A 12,874-nucleotide genomic window follows, 5' to 3' on the forward strand; every position below is an offset into this window, starting at 1 on the left:
TTATCTTTCGTCCCAAAACCATACCTAAAAATGATTTGGGTTCATTTTAGCTATTGATATATAATTCTTAATTTTCTCTTGAAATTCCTTTCTCTTGACTAGATTTTGTCTGTCCTCTAGACCGTACTTGCAAGAGAGATAGACATACTTTTTTCGCTATAATATCTTCCTCACCTGAGAGGCTGTTAATTTAATTCCCGTTTTCTCTGATAAATATGTAGCTAATCTTTCTCCTGTCCATATGCCAAATTCATATCCTAAATCACTTGCAATACTTCTCGGTTAGCGCAATTAGTCGTTGCAGATACCCCCAACCCCTCGATAAATTGGGGAGCTATTTCCTGAGCTATTTCCTCATTTACCCACTTTTTAAGCGGGTCGCCGTAGGCAGAGGGATCTGAATCTAGGACGACCAAACCTTATTCGAGAAGTATTGATTGCTGAGGGGTTAACAGTGCACACAATTTTTGACCGCCATCTTTGTTATGAAATCTAACTTTGTAAGTTACCAAAAACAGGTGATTAAGTTTACCAGGAGGAGGGTGGAGTAAGCTGGCGCCTAACGAATCAACTGATGTTGTGCCAATATAGTGAAGTATACTGTAACTTAAGATAAGCAAAGTCTGATAAAGTTACGTATTAACACTTAAGTGCTATTTAACTCCTACGCCTTTATTTTTTGTTTTTTACCAATTACTCTCATCGGCTTTTTCAGCTTGACTAGATGGCGTCTGACTCAGGTCGCTCTAGCCTGGTTGGTAGTTGCTTCTTTAGCCTTCTATAGTTACTGGAGTATTGCTTATTTACCGCTGTTGTTGATTTCGATTGTGATCAACTATCAAGTTGCTAAACGTATCAGTAAATCTGTTCTCGGTAGTAAGCAAGCTAAAAACTTACTTTGGGCAGGTGTTTGCTTTAACCTAGCGCTACTGGTGTATTACAAGTACGCTAACTTTTTCATGAATTCCGTTGAACAGGTACTCAACACGAGCTGGAGTATCCCCCAAATCATTCTGCCGCTGGGTATTTCGTTTTACACCTTCACTCAGACAGCTTACTTGGTAGATGCTTACCGTGGTGAGACTAAAAATTATGATTTTTTAACTTATAGCTTATTTGTTAGTTTTTTTCCGCACTTAATTGCTGGGCCGATTTTGCATCATAGCGATATAATTCCCCAATTCTATCGCTTGCGAAATCTGGTCTTCTCCCACAAGGCTATAGCTGTAGGTATGACGTGGTTTACTCTAGGGCTATTTAAGAAAGTAATTATTGCTGACACTGTGGCGCCTTGGGTTGACGCTGTTTTTAGCAATGCGAGTGCAGTCAGTTTTTTAGAAGCTTGGGTGGGGGCGGTTAGTTATACTCTGCAACTATACTTCGATTTTTCTGGTTACTCGGATATGGCGATTGGCTTGGGGTTGATGCTCAACATTCAGCTACCCATTAACTTTAATTCCCCTTACAAAGCCAGTTCCATTATTGATTTTTGGCGTCGCTGGCACATTACGCTCTCTAATTTTCTGCGTGATTATCTCTACATCCCTCTTGGCGGTAATCGTCGGGGGGCAGTGCAGCGCTACATCAATCTTTTGATCACGATGCTACTAGGTGGACTATGGCATGGTGCAGGCTGGACATATTTAGTCTGGGGTGGGCTGCATGGACTGTATCTCTGTATCAATCATGGGTGGCGCAAACTCGGTAAGCCATTGCCAAAATTCCTGGCTTGGGCAATTACATTTATTGCTGTGATGATTAGCTGGGTGTTATTTCGCTCTCAAAGTATTCATGATGCTGTGGAATTGCTAGGGACAATGGCGGGAATGAAGGGACTGGCATTAACACAAGGATACCAGACTAGCCTGCAATGGCTGACGGCTTTCGGGGTGAAGTTTCAGCATAGTTACCCTTATATACCAAGTAAAGACAAGCTGATTATCCTTGTGGGACTAATGCTATGGGTTATTTTGCTACCAAATACACAGCAAGTTATGCAGTGGTTTCAACCTAAGTGGTGGTGGGCGGTAGGTGTGGCTGCGATCGCATTTTACTGTCTACTATCACTCAATCAAGTCTCTGAGTTCCTTTACTTCCAATTTTAGATCAGGTATGACTATCAAAGCTTATAAGCGATTCAACTCGATTTTTTTCACCCTAGTTTCTTTCAATCTCTTCGCTGTTGGTTTCTTTAATATTCTTATAGACCCCTATGGCGTGTTCAACACTTATATAATGCCGGGTGTTAATCAGAAAAAACCCACAAGAATTGATCACACCAGACTAGCAAAAGCAGTAGATGTGACTCGCATTAAGCCGAAAACAATTCTGCTGGGTTCATCTACCACACTCAGGCTATCTCCAAATCATCCAGTTTTGGCAAATACCCAGCCTGCTTATAACTTAGGCTTACCGGGAACAGGTATGCAAGAAGAATTACTTTATTTTCAACACGCCTTGATTAATCAGCCTAACTTGAAACAGTTGATAATTGGCTTAGATTTTTTCTCTTTTGGCGTTGGTGTTAAAAAAGCACCCGATTTTATTGAAGACAGACTGCAAAAAAACAGAATTACGACTCAAGACGCCTTGAATGCGATTTTTTCTTTGAGTGCCTTTGAATCTAGTTGGAACACCCTAGCTGCAAATAGAGCCTCAAAGCTTGGTGTCTCTGGCTTGACAGACTTGCAAAATCAAAGCGGTATAACTCCAGGTCAGGACAATAATAATAGTAGAGTGATGAATAACTTCCAAGTAGTGATATCCAGCTACTTGTAACAAGAAGACCGATATAAAAACTATCAGATTTCAAATGAGCGGCTCAAGGACTTTAAGACAATCATTGATACCTGTCGTCAGCGAAAGATCGCTGTCAAAGTCTTTTTTTCACCAACACACGCTGTGCAGTTGCAAGCTTTGCATGTAGCTGGATTGTCGTCAGCTTATAAAGATTGGCAGCGGCAGGTTGTCAAAATTATTCCAACTTGGGATTTCTCTGGCTACAGTCAAATCAACACAGAGTCTATCAGTGGTGAGATGAAAAATTACGTAGATGGTGCTCATTACCAGTATCGAATCGCAGATTTGATTTTGAACAGAATGTTTCAGTACCATCTGGAAACTGTGCCTTCAGATTTTGGAGTACTGCTGACACCAGAGACGATTGAACCCCATTTTGCTGCCGTTCGTGCTGATCAAATTGTGTGGGAGAAAAATAACCCCAAGATGATCAAATTTGTACAGGATCTGTATGCTAACGCTAATCGATAATTGAACTAAGCAAAGCTGACAATTCCAGACCATTGCACCCTTTTCTCTTTCTCCCGGCGGTAAGAAAAGAAATGCTCTGGAGTTTGGAAAGTACAATAAGGTGCGATCGCAACTTGTTCTGCACTAATCCCCAAATTTTCCAGTTGTAAGGTATTCACTCGCCGGACATCCAGCTTTACCTTTCCCGGATTAGGATCTTCCAGCAAAGGTGAATTTGGTAGCTCATGTAATGCAGTTATAATTTTTTGTTGATCATCATGTGGTATAATACTAGCCCCAATTTCGGCAGCCACTTCGATAGAGACTTGGTAAACCTCACCAGTGATCGCCGGGCCCATCGCAATTCTCAAATCATCAAGTTTGCTGCCTTGAGATTGGAGTCGAGCGATCGCCAAGGGAACAATTTTCTTCGCAGTCCCCCGCCAGCCTGCGTGTAATGCTGCCACGCGTCCAGTTACCACATCCCCAATCAGTACGGGTGTACAATCTGCACTAGCTACCCAGACTGCTTGTAGAGGCTGCTCACTAATTAAACCATCCGCCGATGCTAAATCCTCCCCAACAGTGCTTAAGAAGCTCTCAACTTCTTGGGGAGTGAGAACAGTATTGCCATGAACCTGCTTTAAGCGATAGACTGATGCCGCTGGTTGCAATACTTCTGTGATCACTTGTGGCGATCGCGGCCAAAATTGCTGGGTAAAGAAGCCGTGATCCCAATGTTCCAGAATACTACAAGTTAAATAGGGCAGTCCTTCCCAATTGCGCCAGTACCAAGTGTGCATCTTCAACCAAACCTAAACAGAAATCACTCATCAGCCAATCAATGCTAACTTGAACAACGGAATTTGGCTTAACTGCTGTGGGATTTAATCTGCAAAACTTGGAAGCAGCCTTGAAAGCAGGGCGTAAGTATACATATTTACCATTTTCTCTTCACTTTTTTGAAAGTGTCTCCTCAACTAACCAAACCCTCTGGAACTTGCTCAACCAAGGGGCTATTTCAGGAACAGTAGTAATTGCAACTGTGCAATCTGCTGGGCGGGGACAATGGGGACGCCAGTGGATTTCTCCGGTTGGGGGATTATATGTTTCGGTAGCAATTTCTTTCGACTACAAAATAGAGGCTACTGACAGCTACCAGTTAACTTTCGCTAGTGCTTGGGGAATTGCGTCTCAATTACGCCAATGCGGTGTAGATGTTGGGATAAAATGGCCCAATGATTTAGTTTTAAATGGTCGCAAACTAGGCGGCATTTTGACAGAAACCAAAGTAAACAAAGGACAAATCACCCAAGCAGTAATTGGTGTTGGTGTTAACTGGACAAACCCAGTACCCGAAACTGGAATCAATCTGGAATCGTGGCAAGCTTCCCAAGATTTCAGACCAATTTCTTGTCTGGAAATGCTAACCTCTACAGTCTTACTGGGAATAGAATCCGGTATGGAGTGCCTTTGTCAAGAAGGAGTAAGCATACTCTTGTCTCGCTATTTAGATTTGCTTACAAACATGGGTGATAAAGTGTACGTCAATAATCTTTCAGGTACTGTAGTTGGGGTGACTCCTCAAGGAAATTTACGAGTTGATTTGGAAACTGATGATACAAAGGAACTAATTACACCAGAAATTTATATTGAACCCGGTACAATCAGTTTGGGGTACCATAAATCTTCCGTTTAAATTTGAGGTTTGTTCAAAATTTCGCTCTTTGGGCAAGACAAACCACTAGCATCATCTCTTTAGGCTAATTACACACAACTGAGAGAACAAATGACGCAGCGCAATAATTCTGCCCATCATCGTTTGCATTACTTATGGCAGCAAGGTCTAACGAAAAAACGTTTTGCCTCTACGCTACCAGCTCAGAGCCTTTGTTGGCTGAGTAGCGTCAGCCTCCTCAGCGGCGGCTTTGTGTTTGCTCAAACGGAAACACAAATAGACAATATCGTTCCCACTGTTGAAAGTTCCCAACCAACAGCAGTTACAAATCCAGTTAAAAAACAGACTGTTGCGCCCGAAGCAGCTCAAGCGCAACCGGAATTTTCCCAACGGCGAGCCAGACTCAGCCAGAGATTACATAAGCCAAAGGTTGCTCAATCAAAAGAGCCAGTTAGGCAGTCTACACCCAAAATCGAAGCTGCCCAACCTCTTGTGATTATCAGACAGTCAAAACCCAAGGTAGAAACCTCCCAGGCTATTCCTGCAAGGGTAAGACTGGAAAAACCCAATACCCCTGCCCGCTCTTTACCTGAAAAACTTCCAGAAGTTGCTCAACCATCAAATAACTCCAACAGCACTGTCAGTGCAACGGCGGGGAAAACCAAGGATTATAATAACGCCTATATTGATCCTAATAGTTATGACAGTGGTGCTACAGGTACTTATCAAGCACCAAATTCCGTAATCCTCACAGAACGCGCTAGTGGTTGTCGAGCCATTTTGCCGTCAGGGCAAAGTGTATTAGGCGGCGTTTGCGCCAAAATACCCCAGAGGAGTGTAGCTGATTCTAATGGTAAACCAGCACCTAATTGGCTTAGAAGAAGTCAAAATGCTCAATTACCAGTAGTTCCACCCGTGCGGCAGATTGCAACTACTAGCAACACCAGTAGATGGCGTCCTACTCAAAGTGGTTCTAGTGGTAACACCAAGAGCGCATTTCGTCCTAATCGGTTTATCCCGAATCCCAGCGAGTTCAACCCCACAACAGTCAGTGCAACTCCCATCGCACCGAGTGGCGGGACTTTACCTCCACCAATGGCAGATGGCAACATTGCACCCCGCCCCAGCACCGTAGCTTACGACTTCTCGCTGGCATCAGTATTACCGCAAATCCCCTACACTGGGGTAGTCGCCTATAGTGGTACGGGAATGATGTATCCATTGTCTATTCCCGCTCCCATTACTTCTTTGTTTGGTTGGCGAGTTCATCCAATCACAGGTAATCAACGCTTCCATGCTGGTACAGACTTGGGTGCGCCTATGGGAACACCAGTTTTGGCAGCAGCTGCTGGTCAAGTGGAAACTGCTAACTGGGTGGGTGGTTATGGTTTAACCGTTATCCTAAATCACAAATCCGCTGAACAAACTCTCTACGGTCACATGTCAGAGATCCTTGTTCAACCTGGTCAGTGGGTACAACCTGGAACTGTGATCGGGCGAGTTGGCAGCACCGGGGCCTCCACAGGCCCTCACCTGCACTTTGAAGTTCGCCACCTAACACAAGATGGGTGGGTTGCTACTGACCCAGGTGTGCAATTACAAAGCGCTCTCAGCCAGTTAGTCCGAGGTATGCAAACCGCCCAGGTAAGCCAACAACCAGGCAGCTAGATTAGAAATTTTGGATTCTGGATTAATTTAAAATCCAAAATCCAAAATCTAAAATTCAGAGATACCCGTGTTCTGCTAAGAATGCGGGTGTAATGCCATCTATACTAGTTTCATCAGGGGCTGTGGTGTGTGGGTTGCCAGAGGAAAAGAATTTTTCCACGTATTTGCCGAGAATATCCCCTTCTAGATTCACCAAACTGTCAGGAACCAAATAGCGAAGATTTGTCTCGGCATAGGTGAGAGGAATTACTGCCACCTTGAATTGGCAGAGTTCTGGCTCATATGAGGCTACTGTGAGGCTGATGCCATTGACAGCAATGCTACCTTTAGGGACAATGTACCGGGCGATCGCCTCCGATGCAATAAAGGTCATTTCCCAAGAACTAGCCGTTTGTTCTGCCACTTGCAATCGACCTATGCCGTCTACATGACCCATCACAAAATGACCGCCAATTTTGCTGCCCACCTTTAGCGACGCTTCTAAATTGACATATTTCTGTTGCGTTTGCTTACCTCCCAACGTCGTGCGACGTAGCGTTTCCGGTGAAGCCGTGGCGATAAACCCGTCGTTTAAAACTTTTTCTACTGTCAGGCAAACGCCATCTACTGCAACACTGTCACCATAAGCCAAATCTTGCATAATTACTTCACCCGGTTGGCTTACACAAGTAATTTGCCAAGAATCACCCCCTAAGGGTTCCATCGTTCCTAATGCCTGGATTAATCCTGTAAACACGGCTTTTTTGTCAAACTAACTCTATTTATTGCTTAATTGTGCCTGAAGTCAATTGGTAATTGTCACAGAAATCTAGAACATCCAAGTATATTTTCTGACTTTTTTTCGTCTAGGAATATTAACACATTAGCATCCTTCACGAGGCATACTTGGGTAAGAAGGTTATTGTCTAAGAAGACCAATTTGACTTACTCTGGTTTTCACCACAAGTTCGGAGTTTAATAGAAGCAATTATAGAGAACAAATGCTTATGTTTATTACTCTCGTCAAACCGCCCAAAAATGGGTACTATTTGTTACACAGCATCCAAGGCTCTCAAAGGATTGTAGAGGCTTAGCCAATGATTGAAATGAAAGTCGCTGGCATAGCATTAGATGCCATAACCCGCAGCCCGATCGTCCTTTTGAAAGATTCTTCAGATCGGCGGGCTTTGCCAATTTACATCGGTCAGGAACAGGCTAGGGCAATTATGGGTGCATTGGAGAATCAGAAGCCTCCCAGACCCTTAACCCACGACTTGATTGTGAATCTTCTAGAGACCTGGAACATGACTCTAGAAAAGGTGATTATTCATTCCCTGCAAAAGGATACATTTTATGCGGCTTTAATTGTTCAGCAAGGCGATGTTAAAAAAGAAATTGACGCGCGTCCTAGCGATGCGATCGCCATTGCCCTCCGTACAAATACCCCTATATGGGTAATGGAAGAAGTTATTGCCGATGCTTCTATCCCTGTTGATCGCGATGCAGATGAAGCTGAACAGCAAGCCTTCCGTGAATTTATTTCCAATCTCCGTCCTGAAGATTTGATCAAGCGCTTTGGTAATGGCGACAGCTAGGCCAATTTTAGATTTTGAATTTTGGATTTTAGATTGAAGGAAAAATCTAAAATCTAAAATCTAAAATCTAAAATTGAATGGCTCCTAACTTTGTTAAAGATGCAATACCGACGTTTTGGGAAAACGAATCTGCGCCTATCGGTTTTTTCTCTGGGAACAATGCGCTACCTGGCTTCTTTTGAAAATGCTCACCAGACAATCGAACAAGCCTTAGCGCTAGGAATTAATCATTTAGAAACCGCCAAAGGTTACGGCAAAAGTGAGGAGTATCTTGGTAGGGCGCTAAAAGCTGGGTTGTCAGTACCCCGAACGAGGCTTCACGTTACTACCAAAATCCCAGCCACAGCAGATGCTGACTCCATGCGTCGGTACATCGATGAATCCCTAGAACGATTACAGCTAGATTATTTAGATTGCTTAGGTGTTCATGGCTTGAACACTTGGCAACATTTGGAGTGGGTGCAAGCCAAAAATGGCTGTATGCAAGCCGTAGAGGAAGCTATCGCTGATGGTCGAGTCCGACACGTTGGTTTTTCCACCCACGGGCCATTAGAGCTAATTCAGGCAGCAATCAATACAGATTTTTTTGAATTTGTCTATCTGCATTATTACTATTTTTTCCAACGGCACGCACCAGCGATTCAGCTAGCTGCCGAAAAGGACATGGGCATTTTTATAATTTCCCCTGCTGACAAGGGAGGACGCCTCTACACACCACCCCAAACCCTAACAGACCTGTGTCATCCGTATTCACCCTTAGAACTAAATTATCGATTTTTACTTGCTGATCGCCGTATTACTACTTTGAGTATCGGGCCAGCAAACCCAGATGAATTAAGGCAACCTTTGCAAATAGCTGACTATGATGGAGAGTTAACATCAGCAGAAATTTCTGCTTTCCAGAAATTAGAAAATCACCAAAAAGTTGCTTTGCAAACTGAGAAGTGTAGCCAGTGTTATGCTTGTTTACCCTGTCCAGAAAATATTAATATTCCCGAGGTGTTGCGGTTACGTAATCTTGCAGTAGCATACGACATGAAAGATTATGGACAATATCGTTATGGAATGTTTGAAAATGCTGGTCACTGGTTCCCTGGCATGAAAGGCAACCGTTGTACAGAATGCGGTGACTGTTTGCCCAGGTGTCCAGAAAAGTTAGATATTCCAGCTTTATTGGAAGATACTCATGAAAGATTAAATGGGAAAGCAGGTCGGAGATTGTGGGGTTGACCAGAAAGAAAAAGGTTTACCCTGAGCGTAGCCAACTTGTGCCGAGCGACTACGCTCAGGACAAGCTCAGAGCAAGTCGCTCAGTGCATCGCCTAAATTTATTTATGGAAAATAAAAAAATGTATTCCGAGACACGTAGTACAAGAAATACTACGTGAGTTGACTCAGAGCAACTAAATTTATTTATGGGGTTCAAAATGTTTGATTTTTGACTTTTGACTTCTATAGCGGTTCTCAATTGCATGGAATATAGACCTAACCCCCAATCCCTTCGCTACAAGAGAAGGGGAGTAAAATTTAAAGCCTCTCTCCTTTGATGTTTTGCGCCTATTACAGCTGATAAAAATGTAAAATTTATAAAAGATTAAAAAAGTCAGGAAAATCTGCCCAAGCTGGGGTATCTCGCGGCAAGAAAGATGAAAATTAAAAAAAAAGAAATATCCTACGCCAATCACTAACGGTTTTCCGCTACAGTGGACGGGCTGTAAGCTTGGTATGGACTACTAGCCGATCGCTTACTATTCTTCTGGCTAGTTTAACTTTAGTGGCTGGTCTTTTACCGGCAGCGATATCCTACATCAGCAAGTTAATTGTTGATGCAGTGGTATTTGCCTCTCAAGTTAATTCACAGAGCGATGGTTTTGTCAATATTTATCCCTCGCTATTTTATGTAGGATTAGAAGCGATCGCTGTAATTTTACTAGCAGGCAGTCAGCGGGGACTCACCATTTGTCAGTCATTATTGCGGGCACTAATGGGTCAGCGGGTGAATGTACTTATCTTAGAAAAGGCGCTGACACTGGATCTTAGGCAGTTTGAAGACTCAGAATTTTATGACAAATTGACCAACGCCCGCAGAGAAGCATCAGTTCGTCCCCTTTCCCTAGTAAGCCGCACCTTTGGGTTGGTACAAAGTGCCCTTTCCCTGATCACCTACGGGATTTTGCTAGTAAATTTCTCAGTTTGGGCGGTGGTAGTACTGGTTTTGGCAGCTATGCCTGTATTTATTGCGGAAACAAAGTTTGCTGGAGAAGGCTTTCGCTTGTTTAGTTGGCGTGCGCCAGAAACTCGTCAACAAAACTACTTAGAAAATCTGCTAGCGAGGGAAGATTTTGTTACAGAAGTCAAACTCTACCAGCTAGGAGAGATGTTGCTAGGACGTTACCGCAATCTGTTTGATCAACTCTATGGCGAAGACCGCGATTTGACTCTGCGGCGAGGACTGTGGGGGTATCTGCTAAGTTTAATCAGTACTGGTGCTTTTTATCTAGCCTATGCTTGGATTGTGCTGGAAACAGTGCTAGGTAAGATTTCCTTGGGAGATATGACAATGTATCTCACTGTGTTTCGCCAAGGACAATCTACTTTCTCCAATGCCCTCACTTCTATTGGAGGGATGTATGAAGACAACCTATATCTATCAAATCTCTATGATTTCCTGGAAGAAGAAGTACCAAAGTCTTGGGGTAAGGCAACCATTGGTTTAGATTCTCAAGATGGTATCCGTTTTGAGAACGTATCATTTACTTATCCAGGAAGTTCCAAGCCAGCCTTGAGAAACATTTCGCTGCATTTGAAACCCAGAGAGAAACTGGCAATTGTAGGTGAAAACGGTTCTGGCAAGACTACCTTAATTAAACTACTTACCCGACTCTACACGCCAGACTCTGGGCGAATTTTCTTAGATGGCTTGGATTTGCAGGAATGGGATGTAGATGTGTTGCAGCGTCGCATTGGTGTGATTTTTCAGAATTTTGTCCGCTATCAATTCACTGTAGGTGAGAATATTGGCGTGGGCGATGTAGAACATCTCGAAAATAAAACCAACTGGCAAACTGCTGCCCAAAAAGGCATGGCCCAATCTTTTATTGACCAATTACCCCAAAGCTTCCAAACTCAGCTTGGTCGTTGGTTTAAGGATGGACAGGAACTTTCTGGGGGGCAGTGGCAGAAAATTGCCCTGTCTCGTGCTTTTATGCGATCGCAAGCAGATATCTTGGTGTTAGACGAACCAACATCAGCAATAGATGCCCAAGCTGAGTTTGAGATTTTCAATCATTTTCGCGCTATTACTCAAAATCAGATGGTACTTTTAATTTCCCATCGCTTCTCGACGGTACGGTTGGCTGACAAAATCTTAGTTATAGAAAACGGGGAAGTTATAGAACAGGGAACTCACAAAGAATTGTTACAGCTAAGAGGACGTTATGCCAAGTTGTTTCTGTTACAAGCAGCTGGTTATCAGTAGGAAAGGGGGCTAGGAGTCTTTGTGAATTCAGATAGCGATGCCTACGGCGGGCTGCGCCTACGCCTACCTTGTCAAAGCACCTAGCCCCTCATCCAACTACGTTAGACTGTTCGATATAAATTGCTGAAATCCCTTGAGTGCAGTTGTTATTTGATGAAATTATGCAAGTTACACAACAGCGATACTACACGCCAGAAGAATATTTAGAACTAGAAGAAGCTGCTGACTACAAAAGTGAATATATTGATGGGCAAATAATTCCTATGGCGGGTGGAACGATAAATCACAATCAAATAGCACTTAAGTTAAGTACTGATTTAAATTTTGCTTTCAAAAGGCAAAACTACCGAGTGTATATGGGTGATGTTCGTTTGTGGATAGCCCAAAAGCGTACTTATACATATCCAGATGTGATGATTCTGGCGGGTGAACCAGAGTTTTTTAACAACCGAAGGGATATAATTCTGAACCCACAGATCATTGTTGAGGTATTATCAAAATCGACCAAAGGCTATGATCGCGAGGATAAATTTCAGGCTTACCGAACTATTTCTACTTTCCAAGAATATTTATTAATTGACCAAACTCGGATTCATGTAGATCAATTTTCCAAAATTGGAAAAAAGCAATGGACGCTTCGTGAATATGACGAAGAAGACGAAGCGATCGCACTTGTAACCGTACCATTTGAGATTTCCCTACAGGATTTATATAACAAGGTGAAGTTTGAACCTTTTGAGTCGGAAGGGGAAAGTGCTGATGTTGAGGGATTGGGGTAAGGTGGGTAGGTGTAGCCCATCGGAGATATCGCCCTGCTTGGGCAAAGTCTCTTAAAAAGATTTAAGCCACTTTTAACGGTTTCTGAGGAAAAGTAATTGGCTCTGGCAAAGGTTTTCCTTGCTCTTCATACCATTCAATCAGAGACTCAATCACTTCCTGTCCATGTTTATCGGCTTCTTCATAAGTCTTACCATGAGTGTGGAATTGTTGCCAAGGAAATTCTGGTAAGTGTACCAAGTAGCAATTATCTTCGTCTGACCATTGAATTACCATACTGTAGCGATCGTTCATTTTTCATACTCCATATAATTCTTGTTGCCTATAAAGTTGATAGGGCGATTGCCTAATTCATCTTTACTGACTAAGGTGATCATCTGATTTAATTGAGCGATTCCTTTGCTTATCCAAAGCAGATAGTGGATATTTCGTAAACTCTCCTACCTATCA

Annotated in this window: 12 protein-coding genes and 1 pseudogene; 9 read left to right on the top strand and 4 right to left on the bottom strand. The window is 43.0% G+C overall.

The features are described 5' to 3' along the window. Positions 1-27: 27 nt before the first annotated feature. Positions 28-267: pseudogene (locus V7K49_RS34075) on the bottom strand (winged helix-turn-helix domain-containing protein); the annotation flags it as partial. Between the two features lie 449 nt (positions 268-716). Between V7K49_RS34075 and V7K49_RS34080 the strand changes: the two are divergent. The 3 genes from V7K49_RS34080 to V7K49_RS34090 all read left to right on the top strand — a co-directional run bounded on the left by V7K49_RS34080 (position 717) and on the right by V7K49_RS34090 (position 3,270). Then, positions 717-2,105: an MBOAT family O-acyltransferase gene (locus V7K49_RS34080; RefSeq protein ID WP_335209640.1), complete on the top strand. Its 1,389-nt coding sequence runs from the start codon at positions 717-719 to the stop codon at positions 2,103-2,105. Positions 2,106-2,112: 7 nt separating this feature from the next. After that, positions 2,113-2,778 carry a hypothetical protein gene (locus V7K49_RS34085; RefSeq protein WP_335209641.1) on the top strand — a complete coding sequence of 222 codons (666 nt, stop codon included), beginning with the start codon at positions 2,113-2,115 and terminating at the stop codon, positions 2,776-2,778. A gap of 123 nt (positions 2,779-2,901) precedes the next feature. Next, positions 2,902-3,270, top strand: a complete 369-nt coding sequence (locus V7K49_RS34090; RefSeq protein WP_335209643.1) for a hypothetical protein — start codon at positions 2,902-2,904, stop codon at positions 3,268-3,270. A gap of 5 nt (positions 3,271-3,275) precedes the next feature. Here the strand turns inward: V7K49_RS34090 and pgeF are convergent, their stop codons facing one another. Beyond that, entirely contained in the window at positions 3,276-4,052 is a 777-nt protein-coding gene (gene pgeF / locus V7K49_RS34095; protein WP_334864215.1) for a peptidoglycan editing factor PgeF, read from the bottom strand. A gap of 77 nt (positions 4,053-4,129) precedes the next feature. Here pgeF and V7K49_RS34100 point away from each other — a divergent pair, with 77 nt between their 5' ends. Continuing rightward, on the top strand, positions 4,130-4,948 hold the full coding sequence (locus tag V7K49_RS34100; RefSeq protein WP_334864217.1) for a biotin--[acetyl-CoA-carboxylase] ligase: 819 nt from the start codon (positions 4,130-4,132) through the stop codon (positions 4,946-4,948). Positions 4,949-5,038: 90 nt separating this feature from the next. After that, positions 5,039-6,595 carry a M23 family metallopeptidase gene (locus V7K49_RS34105; RefSeq protein WP_335209645.1) on the top strand — a complete coding sequence of 519 codons (1,557 nt, stop codon included), beginning with the start codon at positions 5,039-5,041 and terminating at the stop codon, positions 6,593-6,595. 55 nt (positions 6,596-6,650) lie between these two features. Here the strand turns inward: V7K49_RS34105 and V7K49_RS34110 are convergent, their stop codons facing one another. Beyond that, entirely contained in the window at positions 6,651-7,331 is a 681-nt protein-coding gene (locus tag V7K49_RS34110; protein ID WP_334864221.1) for a riboflavin synthase, read from the bottom strand. Between the two features lie 340 nt (positions 7,332-7,671). On the opposite strand from V7K49_RS34110, the gene V7K49_RS34115 reads away from it, so the two are divergent. The 4 genes from V7K49_RS34115 (at position 7,672) to V7K49_RS34130 (ending at position 12,426) form a co-directional block, all read left to right on the top strand. Then, entirely contained in the window at positions 7,672-8,169 is a 498-nt protein-coding gene (locus V7K49_RS34115; RefSeq protein ID WP_273768592.1) for a bifunctional nuclease family protein, read from the top strand. A gap of 99 nt (positions 8,170-8,268) precedes the next feature. Then, on the top strand, positions 8,269-9,399 hold the full coding sequence (locus V7K49_RS34120) for an aldo/keto reductase (protein WP_334864224.1): 1,131 nt from the start codon (positions 8,269-8,271) through the stop codon (positions 9,397-9,399). Between the two features lie 439 nt (positions 9,400-9,838). Continuing rightward, complete coding sequence (locus V7K49_RS34125) at positions 9,839-11,647, top strand: ABC transporter ATP-binding protein (protein ID WP_334864285.1); 1,809 nt, start codon at positions 9,839-9,841, stop codon at positions 11,645-11,647. Between the two features lie 161 nt (positions 11,648-11,808). After that, on the top strand, positions 11,809-12,426 hold the full coding sequence (locus V7K49_RS34130; protein WP_335209738.1) for a Uma2 family endonuclease: 618 nt from the start codon (positions 11,809-11,811) through the stop codon (positions 12,424-12,426). Positions 12,427-12,487: 61 nt separating this feature from the next. Here the strand turns inward: V7K49_RS34130 and V7K49_RS34135 are convergent, their stop codons facing one another. Next, a complete protein-coding gene (locus tag V7K49_RS34135) occupies positions 12,488-12,718 on the bottom strand; it encodes a type II toxin-antitoxin system HicB family antitoxin (RefSeq protein WP_334864226.1) in 231 nt (76 codons plus the stop codon). Positions 12,719-12,874 lie beyond the last annotated feature (156 nt).

The organism is Nostoc sp. (assembly GCF_036919675.1).
GTDB lineage: Bacteria > Cyanobacteriota > Cyanobacteriia > Cyanobacteriales > Nostocaceae > Nostoc.